This window comes from Saccharopolyspora erythraea, assembly GCF_018141105.1.
GTDB lineage: Bacteria > Actinomycetota > Actinomycetes > Mycobacteriales > Pseudonocardiaceae > Saccharopolyspora_D > Saccharopolyspora_D erythraea_A.
Map to the genome: position 1 here is coordinate 2,051,414 of NZ_CP054839.1, position 24,201 is coordinate 2,075,614.

At 71.2% G+C, this 24,201-nt stretch carries 24 protein-coding genes and 1 riboswitch; of the genes, 19 read left to right on the top strand and 5 right to left on the bottom strand.

Going from position 1 to position 24,201, the window contains the following annotated elements:
• Positions 1-4: 4 nt before the first annotated feature.
• Positions 5-1,285 carry an MFS transporter gene (locus tag HUO13_RS09460; RefSeq protein ID WP_211901041.1) on the bottom strand — a complete coding sequence of 427 codons (1,281 nt, stop codon included), beginning with the start codon at positions 1,283-1,285 and terminating at the stop codon, positions 5-7.
• Positions 1,286-1,533: 248 nt separating this feature from the next.
• A complete protein-coding gene (locus HUO13_RS09465; RefSeq protein ID WP_211901042.1) occupies positions 1,534-1,740 on the bottom strand; it encodes a zinc finger protein in 207 nt (68 codons plus the stop codon).
• Between the two features lie 208 nt (positions 1,741-1,948).
• On the opposite strand from HUO13_RS09465, the gene HUO13_RS09470 reads away from it, so the two are divergent.
• Both HUO13_RS09470 and HUO13_RS09475 read left to right on the top strand, forming a co-directional pair.
• Positions 1,949-2,800, top strand: coding sequence for a helix-turn-helix domain-containing protein (locus HUO13_RS09470; RefSeq protein WP_211901043.1), 852 nt, complete (start codon positions 1,949-1,951; stop codon positions 2,798-2,800).
• A complete protein-coding gene (locus HUO13_RS09475) occupies positions 2,797-2,991 on the top strand; it encodes a DUF397 domain-containing protein (protein WP_211901044.1) in 195 nt (64 codons plus the stop codon). Before HUO13_RS09470 ends, HUO13_RS09475 begins: the two co-directional genes overlap by 4 nt.
• Positions 2,992-3,140: 149 nt before the next feature.
• Here HUO13_RS09475 and HUO13_RS09480 read toward each other — a convergent pair whose 3' ends face one another.
• The gene (locus HUO13_RS09480) at positions 3,141-5,264 is read right to left on the bottom strand and encodes a RecQ family ATP-dependent DNA helicase (protein WP_211901045.1); all 2,124 of its coding nucleotides are present in this window, start codon (positions 5,262-5,264) and stop codon (positions 3,141-3,143) included.
• A 115-nt stretch (positions 5,265-5,379) separates the two neighbouring features.
• Between HUO13_RS09480 and HUO13_RS09485 the strand changes: the two genes are divergently transcribed.
• From HUO13_RS09485 to HUO13_RS09540, 12 genes are all read left to right on the top strand, one after another.
• A complete protein-coding gene (locus tag HUO13_RS09485; RefSeq protein WP_211901046.1) occupies positions 5,380-6,705 on the top strand; it encodes a glutamate-5-semialdehyde dehydrogenase in 1,326 nt (441 codons plus the stop codon).
• Between the two features lie 10 nt (positions 6,706-6,715).
• Entirely contained in the window at positions 6,716-7,282 is a 567-nt protein-coding gene (locus tag HUO13_RS09490) for a TetR family transcriptional regulator (RefSeq protein WP_211901047.1), read from the top strand.
• 90 nt (positions 7,283-7,372) lie between these two features.
• Positions 7,373-8,569 (top strand): cytochrome P450, encoded by a 1,197-nt coding sequence (locus HUO13_RS09495; RefSeq protein ID WP_211901048.1) that lies wholly within the window; start codon positions 7,373-7,375, stop codon positions 8,567-8,569.
• Between the two features lie 71 nt (positions 8,570-8,640).
• Positions 8,641-8,865, top strand: a complete 225-nt coding sequence (locus HUO13_RS09500; RefSeq protein WP_211901049.1) for a ferredoxin — start codon at positions 8,641-8,643, stop codon at positions 8,863-8,865.
• 64 nt (positions 8,866-8,929) lie between these two features.
• A complete protein-coding gene (nadD, locus tag HUO13_RS09505) occupies positions 8,930-9,571 on the top strand; it encodes a nicotinate-nucleotide adenylyltransferase (protein ID WP_211901050.1) in 642 nt (213 codons plus the stop codon).
• A gap of 656 nt (positions 9,572-10,227) precedes the next feature.
• Positions 10,228-10,503 (top strand): hypothetical protein, encoded by a 276-nt coding sequence (locus HUO13_RS09510; RefSeq protein ID WP_211901051.1) that lies wholly within the window; start codon positions 10,228-10,230, stop codon positions 10,501-10,503.
• Between the two features lie 19 nt (positions 10,504-10,522).
• Entirely contained in the window at positions 10,523-11,191 is a 669-nt protein-coding gene (locus HUO13_RS09515) for a YdcF family protein (protein ID WP_211901052.1), read from the top strand.
• A 173-nt stretch (positions 11,192-11,364) separates the two neighbouring features.
• Complete coding sequence (gene rsfS, locus HUO13_RS09520) at positions 11,365-11,766, top strand: ribosome silencing factor (RefSeq protein ID WP_211901053.1); 402 nt, start codon at positions 11,365-11,367, stop codon at positions 11,764-11,766.
• Positions 11,763-12,377 (top strand): histidine phosphatase family protein, encoded by a 615-nt coding sequence (locus HUO13_RS09525; protein ID WP_211901054.1) that lies wholly within the window; start codon positions 11,763-11,765, stop codon positions 12,375-12,377. The genes rsfS and HUO13_RS09525 overlap by 4 nt, the downstream gene beginning before the upstream one ends.
• Positions 12,378-12,417: 40 nt before the next feature.
• Positions 12,418-13,275, top strand: a complete 858-nt coding sequence (locus tag HUO13_RS09530; protein WP_211901055.1) for a DegV family protein — start codon at positions 12,418-12,420, stop codon at positions 13,273-13,275.
• A gap of 911 nt (positions 13,276-14,186) precedes the next feature.
• On the top strand, positions 14,187-15,011 hold the full coding sequence (locus tag HUO13_RS09535) for a ComEA family DNA-binding protein (protein ID WP_249124568.1): 825 nt from the start codon (positions 14,187-14,189) through the stop codon (positions 15,009-15,011).
• On the top strand, positions 15,008-17,389 hold the full coding sequence (locus tag HUO13_RS09540) for a ComEC/Rec2 family competence protein (protein ID WP_249124570.1): 2,382 nt from the start codon (positions 15,008-15,010) through the stop codon (positions 17,387-17,389). The genes HUO13_RS09535 and HUO13_RS09540 overlap by 4 nt, the downstream gene beginning before the upstream one ends.
• A gap of 214 nt (positions 17,390-17,603) precedes the next feature.
• Here the strand turns inward: HUO13_RS09540 and thrC are convergent, their stop codons facing one another.
• Complete coding sequence (thrC, locus tag HUO13_RS09545) at positions 17,604-18,875, bottom strand: threonine synthase (protein ID WP_211901056.1); 1,272 nt, start codon at positions 18,873-18,875, stop codon at positions 17,604-17,606.
• Positions 18,876-18,887: 12 nt separating this feature from the next.
• Positions 18,888-19,015, bottom strand: a riboswitch (SAM riboswitch).
• Between the two features lie 96 nt (positions 19,016-19,111).
• On the opposite strand from thrC, the gene holA reads away from it, so the two are divergent.
• The gene (gene holA / locus HUO13_RS09550; protein ID WP_211901057.1) at positions 19,112-20,101 is read left to right on the top strand and encodes a DNA polymerase III subunit delta; all 990 of its coding nucleotides are present in this window, start codon (positions 19,112-19,114) and stop codon (positions 20,099-20,101) included.
• 207 nt (positions 20,102-20,308) lie between these two features.
• Here the strand turns inward: holA and rpsT are convergent, their stop codons facing one another.
• Positions 20,309-20,569 (bottom strand): 30S ribosomal protein S20, encoded by a 261-nt coding sequence (gene rpsT, locus HUO13_RS09555; RefSeq protein ID WP_211901058.1) that lies wholly within the window; start codon positions 20,567-20,569, stop codon positions 20,309-20,311.
• Positions 20,570-20,903: 334 nt separating this feature from the next.
• On the opposite strand from rpsT, the gene HUO13_RS09560 reads away from it, so the two are divergent.
• The 4 genes from HUO13_RS09560 to HUO13_RS09575 all read left to right on the top strand — a co-directional run bounded on the left by HUO13_RS09560 (position 20,904) and on the right by HUO13_RS09575 (position 24,145).
• The gene (locus tag HUO13_RS09560; protein ID WP_211901059.1) at positions 20,904-21,710 is read left to right on the top strand and encodes a sulfite exporter TauE/SafE family protein; all 807 of its coding nucleotides are present in this window, start codon (positions 20,904-20,906) and stop codon (positions 21,708-21,710) included.
• Positions 21,711-22,378: 668 nt separating this feature from the next.
• Positions 22,379-22,582 (top strand): cold-shock protein, encoded by a 204-nt coding sequence (locus tag HUO13_RS09565; protein WP_009947714.1) that lies wholly within the window; start codon positions 22,379-22,381, stop codon positions 22,580-22,582.
• 293 nt (positions 22,583-22,875) lie between these two features.
• On the top strand, positions 22,876-23,739 hold the full coding sequence (locus tag HUO13_RS09570; RefSeq protein ID WP_211901060.1) for an EamA family transporter: 864 nt from the start codon (positions 22,876-22,878) through the stop codon (positions 23,737-23,739).
• Between the two features lie 25 nt (positions 23,740-23,764).
• Positions 23,765-24,145: a VOC family protein gene (locus HUO13_RS09575; protein ID WP_211901061.1), complete on the top strand. Its 381-nt coding sequence runs from the start codon at positions 23,765-23,767 to the stop codon at positions 24,143-24,145.
• The last annotated feature ends 56 nt before the right edge of the window (positions 24,146-24,201 follow it).

Sequence of the window (24,201 nt, forward strand, 5' to 3'; positions counted from 1 at the left end):
GCGCTCAGCGCAGCTCGGTGCCGCGGGTCTCCGGCAGGGTGAGGATCACCAGGAACGCCACCGCGGCACCGGTCGCGATGTACCAGAAGAACAGGGTGGACGCGTCGAACGCCGCGAACGCCTGGATCACCAGCGGCGCGGTGCCGCCGAAGATCGCCACGGTCAGGTTGTACCAGGCGCCGATGCCCAGCCCGCGCAGCTCGGTGGGGAACAGCTCGGACATGATCGCCGGCGCGATCGAGGTCATCGCGGTGTAGAGCCCGATCCCGACGCAGAAGACGACGAGCAGACCACCGAGCCCGGGCCGCACCAGCGTGGACAGCGGCACGATCAGCACGGCGGTGGCCGCCGACCACACCAGCAGCTGCGGCTTGCGGCCGTAGCGGTCGGAGAGCACGCCCATCGGGTACTGCAACGCGACGAACAGCACGGTCGCCACCGAGAGCGCGAGGAAAACGTCGGTCGCGTCGGCGTGCCGGGTCTTGACCGCGAACGGGGTGAGCGCGCTGAAGAACGTGTAGTAGCACAGCGTCGAGAGCATGCTGAACCCGATGAGCTGGCCGACAGCCTTCGGGTGCTCGGTCAGCGTCAGCAGCAGCGGGTTCTTCAGCGCCTTGGCCTTGGGCTGGTTCACCTCGAACTGCTCGGTCTCCTCCAGCGCGCCGCGCAGCCACATCCCGACCAGTCCGAGAACACCGCCGAGCACGAACGGGATGCGCCACCCGAACTCGGTGAGCTGCTGCTCGGTGAGCACGCTGGTCAGCAGGTAGCCCAGCAGCGAGGCCACCAGCAGCGCGGTGCCGGTGGAGATGTAGAAGAACGACGAGTAGCGGCCGCGGCGGTCCGGCGGCGCGATCTCGGCGAGGTAGGCCGAGGCGTTGGAGACCTCGCCCCCGAGCGAGACGCCCTGCCCGATCCTGGCCAGCACCAGCAGGATCGGCGCCGCCCACCCGATCACGTGGAAGCTCGGCAGCAGCCCGATGATCAGCGAGCCGCCGGCCATCAGGCCGATGGTCAGCAGCATGGCCGGTTTGCGCCCTCGCAGGTCGGCGAACCGGCCGAGCAGCCAGCCACCCAGCGGGCGGAAGAAGAACGCGAGCGCGAAGGTCGCCAGCGTGTTGATCAGCGCGAGTTCGCCGGGGAAGAACGCGGCGGCGAAGTACACGCTGAACGCCGTGTAGACGGTCCAGTCGTACCACTCGATCGCATTGCCGATGCTCGCCGCGACGAGCTTGCGCATCGGAAGCCGGTGGCGCTCGGCCTGGGCGGTCGCGTACTCGGGCATGGGGGCCTCCGAGCGTCGTCGCCGATCCGACGACGAACATCGAACTGATGAGCGTCGTCACAGTACGCAGGAGGACACCGGAAAGCCAAGACCGTCGCACATCGCGGATTCCGGGGCGGCGGGTCCGAAATGGACCGGTGCGGCGGTGATGTGCCGGATCAGGTGCGCGGACGCCGGATGCCGGCGAGCTCGCCGGTCACCGGGTGCGTACGAGCGCGCGGGTCATTCGACCCACGCGAGCGCGTGGGTCATTGGATGCCGGCGAGGACGCGGGCGACCTTGTTGCACTCGCGGCAGGTGTTCCACAGCCAGGCGTGCTCGGAATCGTCCACTTTGATGGACGTGCCGCACAGGGTGTTGACGCGCGTTTCGTCGGTGAACCCGCCGCGGGGGCGGCTCTGGAGAGTCGCATGGCGCAGCCCGTCGCCTGGTTGCCAATGGAACGGGTGGGGCACGCTCGATCACCGCCTGCACGCGAGCCTGGATCGGTACCGGCAGAACCGACCGGCGCACCGACTGCGGGCGCGCTGGTACGCAGAACTGAACGGACCGTGATTTCGCCTTGTTCCGTGGAACGATTCTCACTCTGCCGTTTCATGAAACATTGGTCAATTACCGCTACGGGTGATGCCCGGGCGGGGGAACCCTTTCTAAGATTCCTGCATGGTCAGAAGTGGCGCCGGGAGCCCGAAAGCTCGAGCGCTCGGGGCTGAACTGCGGGAATGCCGGGACAAGGCCGGCATGACCGTGCGTGCGCTGGCGCGGCGGCTGGGCATCGCGCACGTGCGGGTCGCCCGCTACGAGAGCGGAACCAGCGTGCCCGCGGCCGACGAGGTGGCCGGCTACCTCACCGCCGCCGGTGTCAAGGGCGGCGAGCGCGAACGCATCCTGCGGCTGGCCCGCGAGGTCGGCGAACCGAGCTGGCTGACCTGCCGGGTGCCCGGGGTGCGGCCGGAGCTGACGACGCTGATCGAGTTCGAGCGCACCGCCACCGAGATCACCAACCTGTCCCCCATGCTGATCCCGGGGCTGCTGCAGACCGCCGACTACGCCCGCGCGCTGATGACCGACCTGCCGCCTGGCGAGGTCGAGAAGCGCGTGATGCTGCGCGTCGGCCGTCGCGACGTGCTAACCCGCGGCGACGCCCCGCGGCTGACCGCGTTCGTGCTGGAGGCGGCGTTACGCGAGCCGATCGGCGGCCCCGGGGTCATGGCCGAGCAGCTCGGGTTCGTCGCCGAGATGGCCCGCAGGCCCAACGTCGAGGTCCGGGTACTGCCCTCCGGGGCGCGTTCGCTGCACGCCGGTCACGCCGGGCCGTTCGTCCTCTTCGAATTCCCGAAAGCGGCTCCGATAGTCCATCTGGAGCATTACAGTTCCGCCGCCTTTCTGTATGGCGCAAGGGATGTGCAGGCCTACCAACAGGCTCGCGATAACCTCCGCACCGTGGCGATGAGCCAACCCGAGTCACTTCAGGTGCTCGGTGCGTGTGCAGAGGAAATGGAGAATCGCGAATGACGTTGCGCCCCACCGGTTGGCGGAAGTCCTCCCACTCGGCAAGGCACACCGACTGCGTCGAGGTCGGCCGGGTACGCGGCGGTGCCGCCGTGCGGGACTCGAAAGACCGGGCCTCGCGGTACTTCGCCGCGTCGGACACCCAGTGGCGGTCGTTCGTCGTGGCCGTGAAATCAGGCCGGTTCGATTTCTGAGCCGAATTCACGCCGCTGTCCCCGCGGCGTCCTGGTTCGGCGGATTCGGAACTGATTCGCATTCATTCGGCGAATCCCGGCAATTCCCCCGGAAACCGTGCGCCGCCCCGTGGTGGAGAATATCCCCGCGGGGCGGCACACCGGATTTTTCAGCCAGTCGTCGCCAGCGCGAACGGCAGCACCGCCGGGGCGCCGGCCTCGCGGAGCAGCCTGCCGGCGATCGTGGCCGTCCAGCCGGTGTCGGCGTAGTCGTCCATCAGCAGCACCGGGCCGTCGAGCGCGGACAGCCGCGCGGCGAGCTCCTGCGGTACCCGGAACTGCTGCCACAGCGCGGCGATCCGTTGGGCGCTGTTGGTGGCCCGCTGCGGTCGCGTGGCGGGGTTGGTGGCCACCTCGCCGAGCAGCGGCAGCCTGCCGATCTCGGCGATCCGCGAGGCCAGGCTGCGCACCAGCTTCGGCCGGGTCCGGGAACCCAGTGCGACCACGCCGGCCGGCCGCTGCGCCCAGTCCCACGCCGCCAGCACCTGCACGCAGGCGTTGAACAGGTCCTCGGGCAGCTCCTGGTCCGGTGCCGAGGTGGCGAGGAGCTCGCGCAGCCGGTTGCCCCAGCCGATGTCGGTCAGCCTGCCCACCGCCCGGCCCTGCCCGGTGAGCTCGTCGGCCCGCAGCTTCCCCGAGACCGGCACGCCCAGCGCTTCCATCCCGGTCGGCCACATCTTGCGCGGCGACAGCTCGACTCCCGGCCTGCGCAGGCGCTCCCCGGCCTGCTCGACGGCCCGCTCGTCGACCTCGGCGGAGTAACCGGCGCCGGTGCAGTTGTCGCAGCGCCCGCAGGGTTGTGCGCCCGGGTCGTCGAGCTGGCGGCGCAGGAACTCCATCCGGCAGCCGGAGGTGGCGAGGTAGTCCAGCATCGCCTGCTGCTCCGCTCGGCGCTCGGCGTTGATGCGCTCGTAGCGTTCGGCGTCGTAGGACCACGGCTGGCCGGTGGCCTCCCAGCCGCCCTTGACGCGGCGCACCGCGCCGTCGACGTCGAGCACCTTGAGCACCATCTCCAGCCGGGTGCGGCCCAGCTCGACGCGCGGCTCCAGCGCCGCGGTGGACAGCGTCCCGCCGGCTTCGGCCAGCGCGTCGAGGATCGCGCGCACGGTCGACTCCGGCGGGAAGGCCAGCGACGCGAAGTACGACCAGATGTCCTGGTCCTCGGGGCCGGGCAGCAGCAGCGCGTCCGCCCGCCGCACGCCGCGGCCCGCGCGGCCGATCTGCTGGTAGTAGGCGATCGGCGACGACGGCGCCCCCAGGTGTGCCACGAAACCGAGGTCGGGCTTGTCGAAGCCCATGCCCAGCGCGGAGGTCGCCACCAGCGCCTTGACCCGGTTCGCCAGCAGGTCCTCCTCGGCGCGCTGCCGTTCGGCGGGGTCGGTGCGCCCGGAGTAGGAGGCCACCTCGTAGCCCTGGTCGCGCAGGTAGCCTGCGACCTCCTCGGTGGCCGCGACGGTCAGCGTGTAGATGATCCCCGAGCCCGGCAGGTCGCCGAGCCTGCTGGCCAGCCAGCCCAGCCGCGCCTGCGCGGTCGGCAGCCGCACCACGCCCAGCCGGAGGCTCTCGCGGTCCAGGCTGCCGCGCAGCACCAGCGTCTCCTGCGGGTCGGAGAACTCGCCGCCGACTCCGAGCTGCTCGGAGACGTCGGTGACCACGCGGTCGTTGGCGGTCGCGGTGGTGGCCAGCACCGGCACGCCTTCGGGCAGCTCGGTGAGCAGGGTCCGCAGACGCCGGTAGTCGGGGCGGAAGTCGTGGCCCCAGTCGGAGATGCAGTGCGCCTCGTCGACCACCAGCAGCCCGGCGTTCTGGGTGAGCTCGGGCAGCACGTTGTCGCGGAAGTCGGGGTTGTTCAGCCGCTCCGGGCTCACCAGCAGCACGTCGACGTCGCCGACGACGACCTGCTCCTCGATCGCCGCCCATTCCTCGGGGTTGGCGGAGTTGATCGTCACCGCGTTGACCCCGGCAGCGGCGGCGGCCTCCACCTGGTTGCGCATCAGCGCCAGCAGCGGCGACACGATGACCGTCGGACCCTCGCCGAGCTCGCGCAGCAGGGCGGTGGCCACGAAGTACACGGCGGACTTCCCCCAGCCGGTGCGCTGGACGACCAGCGCGCGGCGGCGTTGCAGCACGAGCGCGCGGATCGCGTTCCACTGGTCGTCGCGCAGCGCGGCTTCGGGACCGGCCAGGGCGCGGAGTCGTTCTTCGGCGAGTTCGCGCAGGGCGTTTTCGTCCACGCCCGATTCCTACCGGACGCCTCCGACGCGCCTGCCGCCGCCCATCGCATGGCGCTCCTGCTCGGACCGGTCGTGGCCGATGGGTCCCAGATGACGGGAGGACTAACCTGGGGACGTGACCACGAGCACGCAAACCCCCACCACGAAGGCCCAGGGCGAGGAGCTGCGCGAGCAGGTCCTCGCGGCGGCCCGCCGGGCCAGGCAGGCCGCCGCGGAGCTGGCCGTGGCGAACCGGGGCACCAAGGACTCCCTGCTGCACGACATGGCCGACGCGCTGGTGCGGCGTGCGCCGGAGATCATCGCCGCCAACGACCTCGACGTGGCCGCGGGCCGCGAGGCCGGACTGGCCGAGGGCATGATCGACCGGCTGCGCCTGGACGACGACCGGATCGCCGGGATGGCCGACGGACTGCGCACCGTGGCGGGCCTGCCGGACCCGGTCGGCGAGGTGCTGCGCGGGCACGTGCTGCCCAACGGTCTGCAGCTCCAGCAGGTGCGGGTGCCGCTGGGCGTGGTCGGCATCGTCTACGAAGGCCGTCCGAACGTGACGGTGGACGCGGCCGGGCTGACCCTCAAGGCGGGCAACGCGGTGCTGCTGCGCGGCTCGTCCTCTGCTGAGCAGTCCAACACCGTGCTCGTCTCGATCCTCACCGACGTCGTCGTCGAGCACGGGCTGCCCGCCGAGTCGGTGCAGCTGCTGCCGTGCCACGACCGCGCCTCGGTGCGCTACCTGATCACCGCGCGCGGGCTGGTCGACGTGGTCATCCCGCGCGGCGGCGCGGGCCTGATCTCGGCGGTTGTCGAGCAGGCGACCGTGCCCGCGATCGAGACCGGCATCGGCAACTGCCACGTCTACGTCGACGCCAAGGCCGACGTGGACACCGCGCTGCGCATCCTGCTCAACTCCAAGGCGCGCCGGGTCAGCGTGTGCAACGCCGCGGAGAACCTGCTGGTGCACCAGGACATCGCCGCGGAGTTCCTGCCGCGCGCGCTGTCCGAACTGCACTCGGCCGGGGTGACCGTGCACGGCGACGAGCAGGTCGCCGGGGTTGGCGGCCCCAACGTCGTGCCCGCCACGGCCGAGGACTGGGACACCGAGTACCTCTCGCACGACATCGCCGCCGCGGTCGTGGAGTCGCTGCCCGCCGCGGTCGAGCACATCCGCGCCCACGGCTCCGGCCACACCGAGGCGATCGTCACCGACGACGTGCGCGCGGCCCGGCAGTTCAGCGCCCAGGTCGACGCGGCCGCGGTCATGGTCAACGCCTCGACGGCGTTCACCGACGGCGGCGAGTTCGGGATGGGCGCCGAGATCGGGATCTCCACCCAGAAGCTGCACGCGCGCGGCCCGATGGGCCTGCCCGAGCTGACCTCGACCAAGTGGCTGGCCTTCGGCGACGGGCACGTGCGGGGCTCGGGCACCTCCGGCGTGGCCGGCTGAAGGACGAGCCATGTCCGCCAGCCCGCGCCGGCGGCGCGACTCCGCGGCGACCCGCGAGGCTCTGCTGCGCGCGGCCGCGGAGCTGTTCGCCGAGCGCGGGTTCGAGCAGGCGACGGTCCGCGACGTCGCCGCCCGCGCGGGTGTGAACCAGGCGCTGCTGTTCCGCTACTTCGGCTCCAAGCAGGAGCTGTTCGCCGAGGTCCTGGCCAGGGACAGCCGCGGGATGCTCGACGAGCCCGTCGAGGAGCTGCCAAGGCGGCTGCTGGAGGCGGTGCTGGCCGCCCGGCACACCGGCGAGGACCATCCGTTCGCGGCGATGCTGCGTTCCTTCAGCGACGAGCGCGCGGCGCAGCTGCTCCGCGAGGAGCTGGGCAGGCGCTACGTCGCGCGGCTCAGCGAGCTGAGCGGTGCCGACGACGCCGAGCTGCGCGCCGAGATCGTGCTGGCCTGCGTGTTCGGCCTGGGGCTGGCCAGGTCGGTGCTGCGCAGCCCGGCGCTGGTCGAGGCCGCGCCGGAGGCGGTCGCCGAGCACATGGTGCGTGTGGTCGAGACCCTGCTCGGTGACGGGCGGTCCTGACCCGCTGCTCGGTTCGGGTACTCATCCGTGCGCGCGGGGACGGGGCCGGAGTAACTTGTAAGCAGTTGCTTACATAACTGGGAGCCCAGCATGCCCGAGCCGAGGCCCTACCCGTTCAGCGCCCCCGAGCGGCTGAACCTCGACCCCTTCTACGCGCGGCTGCGCGCCCAGGAGCCGATGTCGCGGGTGAAGCTGCCCTACGGCGAGGCCGCGTGGCTGGCGACCAGGTACGAGGACGCCAAAGTGGTGCTGGCCGACCCCAGGTTCAGCCGCGCCGCGGTGCTGGAGAAGGACGAGCCGCGGATGCGCCCGGGCATGACCGGCGGCGGCATCCTGAGCATGGACCCGCCGGACCACACGCGGCTTCGCAGGCTGGTGGCCAAGGCGTTCACCCAGCGCCGCGTCGAGCGGCTGCGGCCGCGCACCCAGGAGATCGCCGACGGCCTGGTGGACCGGATGATCGAGCACGGCTCGCCCGCCGACCTCGTCGAGGAGTTCGCCCTCCCGCTGCCGATCACCGTCATCTGCGAGCTGCTGGGTGTGCCCTACGAGGACCGGGAGGACTTCCGGGAGTGGTCGGACGCCTTCCTGTCGACCACGAAGCTGACTCCCGAACAGGTCGTCGACTACATGGACCGGATGTTCGGCTACATGGCGGGGCTGATCGCCAAGCGCCGGGTGGACCCGCAGGACGACCTGATGAGCGCGCTGATCGAAGCCCGCGACGAGCACGACAAGCTGACCGAGCAGGAGATGGTCCAGCTCGCGGCGGGCATCCTGGTCGCGGGCCACGAGACCACCGCGACGCAGATCCCGAACTTCGTCTACGTCCTGCTCACCCACCCGGACCAGCTCGCGGGCCTGCTCGCCGACCTCGACGCCCTGCCCCGCGCCGTCGAGGAGCTGACCCGCTACGTGCCGCTCGGCGTCGCGGCGGTCTTCGCCCGCTACGCGGTGCAGGACGTCGAGCTCGGCGGCGTCACGGTCCGCGCCGGGGAACCGGTGCTGGTCAGCGCGTCGTCGGCGAACCGCGACGAGTCGGTCTTCGACGAACCCGACCGGCTCGACCTGACCCGCGAGAACAACGCCCACATCGGTTTCGGGCACGGACCGCACCACTGCCTCGGCGCCCAGCTCGCCCGTCTGGAGCTCCAGGTCGGCCTGCGCACGTTGCTGACCCGCCTGCCAGGGCTGCGGTTCGCCGGCGGCGAGGACGACGTGGTGTGGAAGGAGGGCATGCTCGTGCGCGGCCCTTCGAAGCTCGAGGTGGCGTGGCAATCTGAATGAGTGAATCGGCTGCACGGGGATCGCGCGGTGAGGCAAGATCGTTCGGGATCTCCCCGACGAAGGACGGCAGCATGGCTTGGTTGGTCGAGTTGGACGGCGACACCTGCATCGGCTCGGGCATGTGCATCGGGACCGCCCCCGATCATTTCGACACCGACGAGAACGGGTTCTCCTGCGTGCTGAATGAGCGGGTGGAGCCGGCCGACGCGGTGGTGGACGCGGCGGAGTCCTGCCCGGTCGAGGCGATCAAGGTTCGCGACGCCGAGACCGGCGAGGTGCTGGCTCCGCTGGAGTGATCGCCGACACTATCGCGCGCGAGGGCGAGCGCCCCCGCGCGAGGACGTCGTAGGCTGTCCAACCATGTCTCGTCGGCGCCGCATCGGTGTCATGGGTGGCACCTTCGATCCGATCCACCACGGCCACCTGGTCGCGGCCAGTGAGGTCCAAGCGCAGTTCGGCCTCGAGCAGGTGATCTTCGTGCCGACCGGCCAGCCGTGGCAGAAGACCCACGAGGTGGTCAGCCCGGCCGAGGACCGCTACCTGATGACCGTGGTCGCCACCGCCTCCAACCCCCGGTTCCAGGTCAGCCGGGTCGACATCGACCGCGCCGGGCCCACCTACACCGCCGACACGCTGGCCGACCTGCGCGCCCTGTACCCGGAAGCCGAGCTGTACTTCATCACCGGGGCGGACGCGCTGGAGCAGATCCTGTCCTGGCACCGGGTGGACGAGCTGTTCGAGCTGGCGCACTTCATCGGCGTCACCCGGCCCGGCTACCAGCTGGCGGGCGAGCACCTGCCCAAGGGCGCGGTGTCGCTGGTGGAGATCCCGGCGATGGCGATCTCCTCCACCGGCTGCCGCCAGCGCGTCCGCGCCGGCCTGCCGGTCTGGTACCTCGTGCCGGACGGGATCGTCCAGTACATCGCCAAGCGCGGCCTGTACCGCGAGGAACCCGACGGCCCGGCGTTGCAGTGGGGCCCGTCAGGCTCGTCGGACTTGTAGTCGCGACCTGCCTCGCGGCTCGCTCCGGCGGGCCGGAACGAGCCGCGAACCGTCAGATCACGGGAACCAGTCGATGGCACCGCGGCGCGGCCGACCCAGCCGCGGTCCGTGGGCACCCATTCGTTCTCCGCGGGCTGTCCGGGCGCGCAGACGTACCAGCCGCCGAGCACCCTGCCCCCGCAGTTCTGGTGCGTGCAGACGAAGTGCTCCCCGTCGCGGATGGTCGCGTTCACCGGTGTGTTCACGTCGGTGCCCTGGCGCGTTTAGCGTTCCGAAGCTCGGCGCCATCCCGTAGTGGAAGCCGTGCGGTTCCACGTCCGCCGCCGCGGTCTGCCCCGTCGCGAGCACGGCGGCCAGCGTCAGAGCGACGCCCTCAGTCCGGTGATTGGCTTGAGCCGCACCGATTCCCCCAAGGTTCGTTGCGTCTGCTTACCGCGAAGCACGCTACGAAGCTCCAGCGAGGCATGGCGTCGTTCCTCGGCTTGTCAACCCCCATGGAGCAATCCCCGCCGGGTTGATGTTGTCGTGCTCGCAGGGCATGACGGCGCGGCTGGTCGTAGCGTGGTAGCTCCAGGCGGACCGGGGGACAGGCGGGACCCGCACCGGCTCGTCCGTTCGACATCGCCGTCCGAAGACGCACGGAGGAGGAGAGGGTCATGGCCACCAAGCAGCGGAAGTCGACGACCGTGGAGATGCCGGGTGTGACGGCCGAGGTCCGCCAGCCCGACCACTACATCCCCACCCGCGACGACCTGACGGGCGCGGCGAACGCCGTCCGCTCCTACCTGCCCTCCGGCCGGACGATGGCCTTCTACGGTGGTCTCGGAGCGCTGGCCGCGCTCTCGATGATCGAATGGCCCGTGGCGGCCGCGATCGGTCTCGGGGTGGCGGTGTCCCAGAGCGGCGGCTCGCAGGAGAAGCAGGGTTCCTGAAACGTGCCGAGGTGAGTGCATGGTGACGCCCGGGCCGAGAATCCCGGACGAGGTCCGCGGCGAGGTCGAACTCCTGTGGGAATACCACGATCTGCGGCACGATCTGCGGCCGTGCGATGTCGGCGTCGGCCTGGGCTGCCACGACATCGGCGTCGCCGAGCAGGTCGTGGACCTCTACCACGCGGGCTACTTCCCGCTGATCGTCTTCACCGGCGCGAACGCGCCGACCACCGTCGAGCGGTTCCCCCGCGGCGAGGCCGTGCACTACCGGGAGCGCGCGATGGAGCTCGGGGTTCCCGACCCCGCGATCGTCGTCGAGCCCAGGGCCACCAACACCGGCGAGAACATCGAGTTCACCCGGCATGTGCTCGCCGCACGAGGTGTGGAAGTCCGTTCGCTGCTGCTGGTGTGCAAGCCGTACCAGCAGCGCCGCGCCTACGCCACGGCCAAGCACATCTGGCCTGGCGTCGAGATCGTGTGCGGTGCGCGGCGCCTCCCGCTCGACGACTACGTCGAGTCGATCGGTGACGCTCGGCGGGTGATCGACATGCTCGTCGGCGACACCCAGCGCATCACCCTCTACGCGCAACGGGGCTTCGCCGCGGCCCAGCACGTGCCGCGGGAGGTCGACGCGGCCTGGCGGCGGCTCGTCGACGCGGGCTACACCAGCAGGCTCGTCCGTGACTAGCGTCTCCCGTGCGGTGGACCCGGCGTGCGTTGCGTCACCCAGCGTTGCGGTGCGAGGGCTGAACCACCCGGTGCGGGGCTTGGCCGAGACGAGCAGGTGAGACCCCGGACGGGTGGAATCGCTATCCTCTAGCCGGCGTGGGTAGACCATCGTGCCCACCCGAGAGGAGTGACGTGGCAGCCACTGAGGACGCCCGCAGGCTGGCCCTGGTAGCGGCGCAGGCGGCGGCGGACAAGAAGGCCACGGACGTGGTCGTGCTCGACGTGTCCGAGCAACTGGTCATCACCGACTGCTTCCTGATCGCCTCGGCGCCCAATGAGCGCCAGGTGGAGGCGATCGTGGACTCGGTCGAGGAGAAGATGCGCGCCGCGGGCACCAAGCCGGTCCGGCGCGAGGGGGCCCGCGAGGGCCGCTGGGTCCTGCTCGACTTCGTCGACGTCGTCGTGCACGTCCAGCACGCCGACGAGCGCGCTTTCTACGGCCTCGAGCGGCTGTGGAAGGACTGCCCCCGCATCCCGTTCGAGGACCGCACCGGCCCGCCCGCCGAACCCGAGGACGAGAGCGGTCCGGCGTGACGCTGGACAGACTGCTGCTCTGGAGGCACGGCGAGACCGACTACAACGCGGCCGGCCGGATCCAGGGCCATCTCGACAGCTCCCTGACCGAGACCGGCCAGGAGCAGGCCCGGCGCGCCGCACCGGTGATCGCCGCCTTCCAGCCCGAAGTCGCGCTCAGCTCGGACCTCAACCGGGCCAGGTCGACCGCTGCCGAGTTCACCGAGGTCAGCGGCATGCCGGTGCGCCTGGACAAGCGCCTGCGGGAAACCCACCTCGGGGAGTGGCAGGGGCTGAGCGGAGCCGAGGTCGAACACGGCTGGCCGGGTGCGATGAGCACCTGGCGCTCGACGCCGACCTGGGCCCCGCCGGGCGGCGAGTCCAGGGTCGAGGTCGCCGAGCGGGCGCTGGAGGTCGTCGACGAGCTTGACCTCACCTACTCCGGCACCGCGCTGCTGTGCGCGCACGGCGGTCTGATCACCGCGCTCACCGCCCGGTTGCTGTCGTGGCCGATCGAGCTCTGGCCTGGCCTGGGCGGCATCGCCAACTGCCACTGGGTGGTCCTCGCGCGGCGCAGCAGCAGCGACCACCGCTGGCGGCTGATGACCTACAACGGCGGCGTCGCCGGATGACCTGCGCGGTATGACCGCCCTCGGCGATTAGGGTTGCGCCGTGTCCATTGCAGTCGTCACCGACTCCACGGCGTACCTGCCGCCGGGTTACGCCGAGCGGTACGCGGTGCGCAGCGTCGGCCTGCACGTGAGCGTGGACGGCGCGGGGTCGGTCGCCGAGTCCGGTTTCGGGCCGGGTGAGCTGGCGCGCGCCTTCGACCGCAAGCACCGGGTGACGACCTCCGGTGCGACGCCCGCGGAGCTGGCCAGGGCGTATCGCGCGGCCCTCGACGCGGGAGCCGAAGGTGTGGTCTCGGTGCACCTGTCCAGGCGCCTGTCGGGCACCTGGGACGCGGCCAGGCTGGCGGCCCGCGATGTCGACCCGCAGCGGGTGCGCGTCGTCGACTCCCGGTCGACCGCGATGGGCTTGGGCTTCTCGGTCCTGGCGGCGGCCGCATGCGGAGAGTCCGGCGGTGACCTGTCCGCGGTGGAGGGCAGCGCGGCCTTGGCAGCCGAACGCACGACCACTCTGTTCTCGGTGCAGACGCTGGAATACCTGCGCAGGGGAGGCCGCATCGGCGCCGCCACGGCCCTGCTGGGAACGGCCCTGGCGATAAAGCCGCTGCTGCACGTCCACGAGGGCCGCATCGAGGCGCTGGAGAAGGTTCGCACCACCACCCGCGCGATGACCCGCCTACTCGAGGTCGCGTGCCGCGCGGCGGGTTCCGGCCCGGTGGCCGTGGCGGTGCACCACCTCGCCGCACCGCAGCGGGCGGAGCAACTCGCGGCGAAGCTCCGCGACCAGCTCCCCGAGGCGGAACTGGTGGTCTCGGAGGTCGGCGCGGTGATCGGAGCCCACATCGGCCCGGGAGCCGTCGGCGTCGTCGTCCTGCCAGGCGGCTGGCAGAACCCGCGCTGACCCGGCAGGCGCCACCGCCTGCCACTGGCTGCCTCGGTTGGCCGACCCCTGCACTGGCGGCCTCGCCTCGCCGACCGCCGCGCTGGCCGCATCGCCTCGCCAGCCCCTGCGCTGCCCGTGTCATTTCGCCGACCGCTGCACTGGCGGCCTCGCCTCGCCGACCGCTGCGCTGGCCGCATCGCCTCGCCAGCCCCTGCGCTGCCCGTGTCATTTCGCCGACCGCTGCACTGGCGGCCTCGCCTCGCCGACCGCTGCGCTGGCCGCATCGCCTCGCCAGCCCCTGCGCTGCCCGTGTCATTTCGCCGACCGCTGCACTGGCGGCCTCGCCTCGCCGACCGCCGCACTGGCCGCATCGCCTCGCCAGCCCCTGCGCTGCCCGTGTCATTTCGCCGACCGCTGCACTGGCGGCCTCGCCTCGCCGACCGCCGCACTGGCCGCATCGCCTCGCCAGCCCCTGCGCTGCCCGTGTCATTTCGCCGACCGCTGCACTGGCGGCCTCGCCTCGCCGACCGCCGCACTGGCCGCATCGCCTCGCCAGCCCCTGCGCTGCCCGTGTCATTTCGCCGAGCTGCGCTGGCTGCCTCACTGACCCTCGCACCGGCCGCGTTGCTTCGCCGACCCCTGCACTGGCGGCCTCGCCTCGCCGACCGCTGCGCTGGCTGCCTCACCGACCCTCGCGCCAGCCACGTTGCCTCGTTACCCGCTGCACTTCCCGCCTCACTTCGCCTCGCTGCGCCCGCGGTTGCCAGCGCCGTTGTTGAGCCCGAAGGACATGCGATGCGCCAACAGGCCCTGGATGCACACCTCTTCGGGTGATTTCCGCTCCGGAGTTATCCACAGTGGATTGGTTTGTCCACAGGTTCGGAATTTGCCCCTGTGCCGCGACTTCTGGCCGTCCTAGCGTCGGATGCATGTTGCGAGAACGTGCAGATGTGCTGGACATGGACAGTGACACCCTCCCCACGATCGCGCCGCAGGAGCGGTTGCGAGCGCTGCGCCTCCGAGCGCGCCAGGACGATGCCGAGCAGCGAGCTGGTCCCGGATATACCGCCGCAGATGCCAAGCCGACCCACCGCAGAGCACGGCACCGGTTGGCGGAGCGGTGGTTACCGGCTTCCTGGTTGACATCCAATGTGGACCCGGGGCGTTCGGGGCTGCTCGCGATCACGCTGATCGGCCTGGTCGTCGCCTGTGTCATCACCTTCACCGTGTGGGCAGCTCAACCGGAGGCGGAGTCCGTGCCACCGCCACCGTTGGCGGCTCCCGTGCTCGCCGCACCGGCACCGACACCGGAGGCGTTGGTGGTCAGCGTCGTCGGGCTGGTGCCGAGGCCCGGTCTCATCGCCTTGCACACCGGCGACCGCGTCGCCGACGCGTTGGAAGGCGCGGGCGGGGCGCTGCCCGGCGCCGACATCTCCGCGCTGAACCTCGCACGGAAGGTCAGCGACGGAGAGCAGCTCTACGTGGGGGTGCCGCCTCCTCCGGAGCTCGCGACCGGCTCACCCGTCGGTTCCGCCAGGGGCACTTCCGGCAACGGCAACGACAGCAAGATCGATCTGAACACCGCGACCGAGGAGCAACTCGATGAACTACCCGGCGTTGGCGAGGTCACCGCGAAGCGGATCGTCCAGTGGCGCACGGAGAACGGCCGCTTCGCGTCGGTGGAGCAACTGCGGGAAGTCGACGGCATCGGAGACACCCGCTTCTCCCGGCTGCGCGACCTCGTGCGGGTGTGAGCCCGTTGTTCTCGGTGTCGCGGTCGTTGGAAAGGCGTCCGCTCGACCTGCGGCTCGTTCCGAGTGCGCTCTCGGTGTGGGCCGTGACGCTGGCCGGTCTGTACTGGAGCTGGGTGCCGACCGCCTCCGTGGCCTTGTCCGCGCTGTGCTTGGTGTCGCTGATCTGGGTTGTTGGCCGGGGAAGACGCTGGGCCAGTGGCGTGCTCGCTGTCCTGGCCGTCACCGCGATCGCGGCGACGGGAATGTCCTTCCGCATGCACCAGATCGACCGCCACCCCCTGCGGACGGCCGCCGACCATGGGGAACGAGTGACCGTGACCGCTGTCCTCGGGGACTCGCCGACACCTGTGGAGGGGAGTTCCTACGGAGCCCGGCGGGCGCAGGACCGGGCGTTCGTCCCGGCGGAGGTCCAGGAGGCCGAGGTTTCCGGATCTCGCTTTCGCTCCGGTGGGGACGTGGTTCTGCTCGTGCCTACGCAGTCGTGGCGCGGGCTGATCCCGGGCCAGCAGGTGACCGCCACCGGCAGGCTCGCCCCGCCGCGTCCCGGGGACACCACGGTAGCGGTGGTCCGGGTGTACGAGCCTCCCGCGAAGGTGGTCGATGCCCCGGCATGGCAGCGGACGGCCGAAGATCTGCGGGAAGGTCTCCGGCGCGCCTCGGCCTCGGTGCTGACGCCTGCCGCCGCCGGACTGCTTCCGGGTTTGGTCGTGGGGGACACCAGCGGGCTTCCTCCCGAGGTCGAGCAGGACTTCTCCACCGCCGGCCTCTCGCACGTTGTGGCGGTGTCGGGGGCGAACCTCGCGATCGTGTGCGGTGCGGTCCTCCTGCTTCTGCACGCGGTGGGTGCCGGACCGGTCCTGTCGGCGATCGGTGGCGGTGCCGCGCTGGTCGGGTTCGTCGTCCTGGCGGGGCCGGAGCCGAGCGTGCTCCGCGCCGCGGTCATGGGCATGGTCACGCTGCTTGCCCTGGTGCTCGGCCGGGAGCGCTCCGCGCTGCCTGCCCTGGCAGGCAGTGTGATCGCGTTGCTGCTGATCATGCCGCAACTGGCGGGCACGGCGGGCTTCGCGCTCTCGGTCGCTGCCACGGCCGGGCTGGTGCTGCTCGCTCCGGTGTGGGCCGGTGCGCTGCATGCGCGAGGAGTGCCGGTCGGCATCGCCGAGGCGCTGGCGGTGCCGGCTGCCGCACATCTGGTCACCGCGCCCTTGGTCGCTGCGATATCGGGCGAGGTGAGCGCGGTCGCCGTGGTTGCGAACCTGCTGGCAGGCCCCGTGATCGCCCCGGCGACGGTGTTCGGGGTGCTGGCCACCCTGGCGGCCCCGGTGTCGGGTTGGCTCTCCGAAGCCTTCGTCTGGCTGTCCTCGCCGGAGTTGTTGTGGGTGATCGCGGTGGCCGAACACGCGGCGGCCGTGCCAGGAGCGGCGATCGGGTGGCCGAGCGGCGTCGGCGGTGGGCTGCTGCTGGCGGTGGTGGCGCTCGGGCTCCTGATCGCGTTGCGGCACCGCGGGATCCGGCTGACCGCGGTGGCCGTTGTGCTCGCCCTGGGCCTCGTGCTGATCCCGACGCGCGTGCTCTACCCGCAGTGGCCCGCGCACGGCTGGTCCGTGGTCGCGTGCGACGTCGGGCAGGGCGATGGATTGGTGCTCGCCACGGGCAACCCGGGGGAGGCGGTCGTCGTCGACACGGGCCCGGACCTGGCGCTGAGTGCGGAATGCCTGCGGCGGTTGGGGGTCCGACGCGTTCCCCTGCTGGTCCTGACCCACCTGCACGCCGATCATGTGAGCGGTCTTCGCGCAGTTCTCGCGCACAGCGGTGTGGGTGCGGTCGCGATGGGAGCCTTGCGCGAGCCCGCGTGGGCCATGGGCGACATAGCGCGGGACACAAGGGCACGCGGCGTACCGATCATCGAACTGTCAGCGGGGCAGCAGGTGCGTTGGCCGAGCCTCGCGCTGGAGGTCCTCGGACCGAGAGGAGCCTTGGCACGCAGCCGGTCGGCAGACGACGCCAACGACGCGTCGATCGTGTTGATGGCGTCCACACCCGCTGGGCGGGTACTGCTCACCGGCGACATCGAGCTGTCCGGGCAGGCGCAACTGGTGGCCTCTGGGACGGATCTGCGCGCTGACGTGCTCAAGATCCCGCACCACGGTTCCCGTTACACCGCACCGCAGTTCCTGCACGCCGTCCGTCCACGGCTCGCGTTGATCAGCGTCGGCGCGGGCAATACCTACGGACATCCGAGCCCGCTCATCCTCGGCGCACTCGCCCGCGCGGGCACGACCGTCGTACGCACGGATCAGGAAGGAGACATAGCAGTGCTGCCGGGGCCGCACGGTCCCCGCACGCTCGCCCGCGGCGACCCCGTCCGCGCAGAACGCTGACCCACGCCGACGTCATCGGGAGGTGCGATCGTCACAACTGACTCTGGCGGTACTGCCAGACCATCCGAGCATGCGCTCGATCCACGCACCGCACCGGTGCGGCCGGCTCGCGTCGCGCGAGCAGAACCACACCGGTGCGCGTGAATTCGCCTCGCCCCATCCCCGGCGCCGGACGTCGCCAGGCTTGGAGATGGCCACCGAGCTGCGTGGCGCGTCAGAGACCCAGCGCGGTGTTGACCGCCTCGGTGCTCGGGGCCACGGTCGCCTTCGGGCCGACCTTGTCCTGCACCGCGTCGAGGGTCTTGAGGCCGTCGCCGGTGATCAGGAGCACGGTCTCCTGGTCCGGGTCGATCTTGCCCGCCTCGATGAGCTTCTTCGCCGTCGCCACGGTGACGCCACCGGCGGTCTCGGCGAAGATGCCCTCGGTGCGGGCCAGCAGCCTGATGCCCTCGACGACCTCTTCGTCGGTGACGTCCTCGATTGCGCCGTTGGTGCGGCGCACGACGTCGAGCACGTAGGGGCCGTCGGCCGGGGCGCCGATGGCCAGGGAGCGCGCGATGGTGTCCGGGCGGACCGGCTGCACCACGTCGTTGCCCTCCTTGAACGCCGTGGCGACCGGGGAGCAGCCGCTGGCCTGGGCACCGAAGATGCGGACCGGGCTGTCCTCGACGAGGCCGACCTGGGTCAGTTCGCGGAAGCCCTTGTCGACCTTTGTGAGCTGGGAGCCGGAGGCGATCGGGACCACGATCTGCTCCGGGATGCGCCATCCGAGCTGCTCGGCGACCTCGAAGGCCAGCGTCTTGGAACCCTCGGAGTAGTACGGCCGGACGTTGACGTTGACGAACGCCCAGTCCTCGTGCTCGGCGGCGAGCTCGGTCGCCAGCCGGTTGACGTCGTCGTAGTTGCCGTCCACCGCGAGCAGCGAGCCGTCGTAGACCGCGCTCATCAGGATCTTGGCGCGCTCGAGCGTGGACGGGACCAGCACCACCGAGTCCCAGCCGGCACGGGCCGCGGCGGCGGCGACGGCGTTGGCGAGGTTGCCGGTGGAGGGGCAGGCGAGGACCTTGAAGCCGAACTCGCGGGCGGCGGCCAGCGCCACCGCGACCACGCGGTCCTTGAAGGAGTGGGTGGGGTTGCCGGTGTCGTCCTTGATCCAGATCCGCTTGACGCCCAGCGCCTTCGCGAGCCGGTCAGCACGCACCAGCCGGGTACAGCCGGGCTCGGTGTTCGGGTGCTCGTCCACGTTGGTCGGAACGGGGAGCAGCTGCTTGTAGCGCCAGATCGAGCGGGGCCCGGCTTCGATGTCCTCGCGGCGGATGCGCCCGAAGTCGTAGGCGACCTCCAGCGGCGAGAAGTCCTCCAGCGAGACGAACTCCGGAGCCAGCGGCTGCCGGTGGCCCTCTTCCTTGGACACCAGTTCGACGGCGTTGCCGAGGTCGTAGGTCTTGTTCGCGCCGGTCGTCTGGGTGTGGGCGGCAGCGGTCATCGCGAGGTCCTCTCCTCATCTGTCCCGCGGACGGGTCGGAATTGGCACCTTTTTCGCCGGCGGCCTCGCGGAACTCGCGATACGCCGAGATGGTTGCCGGGGCTTCGCCGGGCCGTTCCCTCTGCCCCTCTGGATGAGCTATTCGGTTGTGGCGGCAACGCTACGGGACGCCCTCATCATCTGGCCAGCGCGGTCCAGCATCCGAGACCGTCACGGCCCCGTGCGACGATTTCCGCATGAGCTCACCAGCCGTCGTCCCCGACCCGCTGCACCTGATCCTCGGGGAGGAAGAACTGCTGGTCGAACGCGCGCTGTGGGCCGCGGTGGGTGCGGCGCGAGCCGCTGATCCGGAAGCCGAACTGCGCCGGGTGAAGGTGAGTGAGCTCACCCCTCCGGAGCTCGACGAGATGGTCAGCCCGTCGCTGTTCGCCGAGGGGCGCGTGGTGGCTCTGGAGGCCGCGCAGGACGCGGGCAAGGAGATCGCCGAGGCGGTGCTGTCGTACGCGCGCCAGCCTGCCGAAGGCGTGATCCTCGTCGTCGTGCACAGCGGCGGAGGGCGGGGCAAGAACGCCAAGGAGCTCCCCAACGCGTTGCGCAAGCTCGGTGCGCGGGTCACCGAGTGCAACAAGATCACCAAGCCCGCCGAGCGCGAGGCATTCGTGCGCGAGGAGGTCCGTCGGGCAGGCGGCAAGATCGACGCCTCGGGCGTGAGCGCGCTGATCGAGACCGTTGGCTCCGACCTCCGCGAGCTTTCCTCCGCGGCCTCGCAGCTCGTGGCCGACACGGGCGGCAAGGTCGACGACGCCGCCGTGCGGCGCTACCACCGCGGCCGCGCGGAGGTGACCGGCTTCGTCGTCGCGGAGAAGGCCGTCACCGGCGACCGGACCGGCGCGCTGGAGTCGCTGCGCTGGGCGCTGCAGTTGGGGGTCCCGCACGTGCTCATAGCCGACGCGCTCGCCGACGCCGTGCGGACCATCGGCCGCGTCGCGGCCGCTGGCCGCAGCGACCCCTTCCGGCTCGCCGGTGAACTGGGCATGCCGGCGTGGAAGGTCAAGAAGGCGCTCGCGCAGTCCCGGGGCTGGAGCGGCGCCACCATCGCCGATGCCCTCCAGGTGGCCGCGGCGCTGAACGCGGAGGTCAAGGGCATGGCGGCCGACGCCGACTACGCCCTCGAACGTGCGGTGCTCCGCGTGGTCGACCTGCGCGCCGCCCGCGCCGACCGCTGAGCCGGGTTTGAGGCGGCGGGTCGGTGGTCGGCTGAGACAGGTCCGCGTGCCGGTGCGCCGGGTCTACGGCCGCTGAGCCAGGTCCGACGCCTGGACGACCACCACTCGGACCGGCCACAGGCGGGCGGGATCGGGCTCAGGGCCTGGACCGCGAAAAAGGGCCTCCCCGCCCGTGTGGGAGGAGAGGCCCCTCGAGTCTGAGAAGGCTCAGAGCTGGTTGGCGCGCTTGGCCATGGCCGACTTCTTGTTGGCGGCCTGGTTGATGTGGATCACGCCCTTGCTCACGGCCTTGTCCAGAGCGCGGCCCGCCGTGGCCTGCAGCTCGACGGCCTTGGCCTTGTCACCGGCGTCAGCGGCCTCGCGGAACTTGCGGATCGCGGTCTTCAGCGAGGACTTGACGGCCTTGTTGCGCAGCCGGTTCGCCTCGTTGGTCTTGATCCGCTTCATCTGGGACTTGATGTTGGCCACTGTTGCGCCTCTTCCTAGTCTGCTTGGGGTTCGTGCCGCGCTTCTCGTGGCGCTGCCTGAGCAGCCTTCCTCCAGGGCGGAATGCCGCACGGCACGGTCGTCCATGTTAACAACGGCTGACCTGGCAGCCGGATCGGCCCACGCATGGGGAAGCGGAAGGGGCGCAGGTGGGGAGGCGCGGCTCGGGACGACGCGGGGCCCCATCGTCGGGGGCAACATCGACACGCGGGATCACACGGCGCGCGCGGGGTGCGAGCGGCGTGGGGTGCGAGCGCTGTCACATTCGGTGCTGGTCCGGCGTCGGCGCACCGTACCCGGCCATAGGCTCGAACTCGTGTTCACTGCGTTGGATTGGCCCGGTTTCGCTGACCTTTCCCTCGCGGGACTGCTCTTCCTCTGCGCGGCCGCCTTCCTGGCGGGTGCGGTCGACGCGATCGTCGGCGGCGGTGGGCTGATCCAGCTCCCCGCGATGCTGCTGCTGGTCCCCGGCGGCGAGGTGATCTACTCGCTCGCCACCAGCAAGATCGCCGCGGTCGCCGGCACCACCGCGGCCGCGCACACGTACGCGCGCAAGACGCCGATCGACTGGCGCAGTGCCCTTCCCATGGCGCTGGTGGCACTCCTCGGGTCGCTGGGCGGCGCGATGTTCGCCGACGCGCTCCCGTCGTCGGTGCTGAACATCGTGGTGCTGGTCGCCCTGGTGCTCGTCGGCATCTACACCTGGCGCAAGCCGGATCTGGGTACCGCGCACGCGCCGCGGTTCCAGGCGCGCACGCAGGTCCTGGTGATGATCGCCGGCGGCGCGGTGATCGGCTTCTGGGACGGCATCGCGGGCCCCGGCACCGGATCCTTCCTCGTCTTCCTGCTGGTCGGCCTGGTCGGTTTCGCCTTCGTCGCCGCCTCGGCCACGTCGAAGATCGTCAACGTCGCAACGAACGTCGGCGCGCTGGTGTTCTTCATCCCGGCGGGCAAGGTGCTCTGGGGGCTCGGGGTGCTGATGGCGGTCAGCAACATCACCGGCAGCGTGCTCGGCGCTCTCGTGGCCTCGCGGCGCGGGTCGGCATTCGTGCGCCGGGTGTTCCTCACCGTGGTCGTTGGCCTGGTGGCGAGCCTCGGCTGGAAGCTCGCGCTGGGCGGCTGACGGGCCGACCGGCGTCGGGTGGCGGCTCGCGCTGAGGCGGCCCTGGCCGGGGCGGAGGCAGCCGGTGGCGTCCCCGTGAGGTGCGTCGGACTGCCAGCGGCGGAGGGCGGCGGGGAGCGGACGCGGTGGCTAGTGGCGGAGGCGGCGGCCAGTGGTCGCCGTGAGGTGCGTCGAGCCGCCGGTGGCGGAGGCGGCTGCCGGTAGCGGACGCGGTGGCCAGCGGCAGACCTGGCGGCCAGTGGCCTGCCGTGAGGTGTGCCGGACTGCCGGCAGTGGGGCGGCGGCCGCTGGCGCTGCCGTGAGGTGCGCCGGGCTGCCGACGGCGGGGCCGCACCGGGGCAGTGCCGGTGCAGGACATCGGGTCAGTGCAGGACATCGAGCCGCAATTGGGCTCGCTCACCGTCGGTGAGCGCCCGTTCGGCGGTACCGCCGAACGGCCTCGCCGGGTCGCCGGGACGACGACACGCCGAAGGTCCGGCCGCGGGAATACGCGCGCGCGAGGTGTGGTTGTATAGGTCGGCCGTTTTTTGTGTTCGTGTTAGACACGCTCGCGAAAGTTGCGGGCGCGAATCTGTCCTCCTGCAAGCTGGAGAAGTTCGCCGTCTGGAATAGGCCCCGTCGGTCGCAGGGTGCGGCTGGCGGTACCCGGCATCTGTTAGGAGACAGACATGGCGCAGGGAACTGTGAAGTGGTTCAACTCGGAGAAGGGCTTCGGCTTCATCGCTCCGGACGGCGGCGGCGCTGACGTCTTCGTCCACTACTCGGCGATCGAGGGCAACGGCTTCCGGACCCTGGAGGAGAACCAGACCGTGACCTTCGAGATCACCCAGGGCCAGAAGGGCCCGCAGGCCAGCGGCGTGCGCGTGGTCTGAGTGCGGTGACGTCTCGCTGAGACGCTCGACGAGCCCCCTGCCCGGCCGGGCAGGGGGCTCGTTCGCGTCGTGATCGAGATCGCGTTCCGCGGCGCGCCCCCGCGCGGGTAGCGTCGGCCGCCGGTTGTGCCTAGGGTTCCGCTCCCGCTCCGCCACGCACCCGACAACCAGGAGCGGCGAGGACCGGTCCGAGCGGCACTGATGAGCACCGCGGGACGTGCTCACACATCTGACGGGACAAAAGCCTGGAGGAACCTCGACGTCGCGCGCCCGCGCGACGCGGAAGGGTTCCCGTGGGCCTGGTCGCCGTCCTGCTCGTCGTCGCCGCGGCATTCGCGCACGCGGGCTGGAACTTCTTCGCCAAGCGCGCCGGTTCGGGCGGTGCCGCCTTCGTCTGGCTGGGTGCCGCGTGCTCGGCGGTCCTCTACCTGCCGGTCATGGCGGTGTCACTGTGGTGGACGGGCCTGCCCGCGCCGAACATCGGACTGCTCGCCGTCGTCGTGAGCGCGCTGCTGCACGTCGGGTACTTCGTGCTGTTGCAGCGCGGCTACTCGGTGGGAGACATGTCGGTGGTGTACCCGCTGGCCAGGGGCACCGGGCCGATGCTCTCGATGGTCATCGCCGTGGTGTTGCTCCACGAACGGCCAGGGCTGCTGGGCGTGCTCGGCGGCCTGCTGGTCGTGGCGGGCGTGCTCGTCATCGGCCTCTCCGACGGGGTGCCGCGATCGGCGGCGAGTCTCACCGGCGTCGGTTTCGGCCTGCTCACCGGGGCTCTCATCGCGCTCTACACGGTCTGGGACGCCTACGCCGTCACCGCGCTGGCGCTCCCGCCGCTGCTGTTCGACTGGGCGAACAACGCCATGCGAGCGCTGGTGCTGTCGCCGTACGCGGCGCGGCAGCGGAGCGCGGTGGCCGAGATCTGGACGCGGTACCGGCGCGAGGTGCTGGCCGTGGCGCTGCTGTCGCCGCTGGCCTACATCCTGGTGCTGTTCGCCATGCGCCTCGCGCCGGTCAGCCTGGTCGCGCCCGCCAGGGAGCTGAGCATCGTGCTCGCCGGACTGCTCGCGTGGCGGGTGCTCGGCGAGGCCCAGCCCGGACGGCGGCTCGCCGGTGCGGTGGTAGTGCTCACCGGGGTGGTGTTGCTGGGCTTCGCCTGACCGCGGGAGCGGGTACAAAAAGCACATGGAGATCTTGAACAGCAGGCTGATCTTGCGCCCCCTGGACCCGGAGCGCTCGCTGCGGTTCTACCGGGACGTCCTCGGACTGGCGATCTGCCGCGAGTTCCCCGGCGGCACGGTGTTCTTCCTCGGGCAGGGCTTCCTGGAGCTCTCCGGGCAGGGGGAGCAGGGGCCGGGCCCCGACCAGGTGCTGTGGTTGCAGGTGCGCGATGTCCGGACGGAGTTCAAGCAGCTGCGCGAGCAGGGCGTGCGGGTGATCGCCGAGCCCGATCGGCGGCCGTGGGGACTCGACGAGGCGTGGATCGCCGACCCGGACGGCATGCCGATCGTGCTGGTCGAGGTTCCCGCCGACCACCCGATGCGCAAGGACGTACGCGACCTCTAGCGAATCGCGGCCGAGGATTCCGGGAGCCATGACGGTGCGCCCGCGTGCCTCGTCGC

Bases quoted from the DNA above. Each gene is read 5' to 3' on its own strand.
- HUO13_RS09460 (WP_211901041.1), bottom strand. From the start codon at position 1,285: ATGCCCGAGTACGCGACCGCCCAGGCCGAGCGCCACCGGCTTCCGATG.
- HUO13_RS09470 (WP_211901043.1), top strand. From the start codon at position 1,949: ATGGTCAGAAGTGGCGCCGGGAGCCCGAAAGCTCGAGCGCTCGGGGCT.
- HUO13_RS09475 (WP_211901044.1), top strand. From the start codon at position 2,797: ATGACGTTGCGCCCCACCGGTTGGCGGAAGTCCTCCCACTCGGCAAGG.
- HUO13_RS09490 (WP_211901047.1), top strand. From the start codon at position 6,716: ATGTCCGCCAGCCCGCGCCGGCGGCGCGACTCCGCGGCGACCCGCGAG.
- HUO13_RS09495 (WP_211901048.1), top strand. From the start codon at position 7,373: ATGCCCGAGCCGAGGCCCTACCCGTTCAGCGCCCCCGAGCGGCTGAAC.
- HUO13_RS09500 (WP_211901049.1), top strand. From the start codon at position 8,641: ATGGCTTGGTTGGTCGAGTTGGACGGCGACACCTGCATCGGCTCGGGC.
- nadD (WP_211901050.1), top strand. From the start codon at position 8,930: ATGTCTCGTCGGCGCCGCATCGGTGTCATGGGTGGCACCTTCGATCCG.
- HUO13_RS09510 (WP_211901051.1), top strand. From the start codon at position 10,228: ATGGCCACCAAGCAGCGGAAGTCGACGACCGTGGAGATGCCGGGTGTG.
- HUO13_RS09515 (WP_211901052.1), top strand. From the start codon at position 10,523: ATGGTGACGCCCGGGCCGAGAATCCCGGACGAGGTCCGCGGCGAGGTC.
- HUO13_RS09535 (WP_249124568.1), top strand. From the start codon at position 14,187: ATGTTGCGAGAACGTGCAGATGTGCTGGACATGGACAGTGACACCCTC.
- thrC (WP_211901056.1), bottom strand. From the start codon at position 18,875: ATGACCGCTGCCGCCCACACCCAGACGACCGGCGCGAACAAGACCTAC.
- holA (WP_211901057.1), top strand. From the start codon at position 19,112: ATGAGCTCACCAGCCGTCGTCCCCGACCCGCTGCACCTGATCCTCGGG.
- HUO13_RS09565 (WP_009947714.1), top strand. From the start codon at position 22,379: ATGGCGCAGGGAACTGTGAAGTGGTTCAACTCGGAGAAGGGCTTCGGC.
- HUO13_RS09575 (WP_211901061.1), top strand. From the start codon at position 23,765: ATGGAGATCTTGAACAGCAGGCTGATCTTGCGCCCCCTGGACCCGGAG.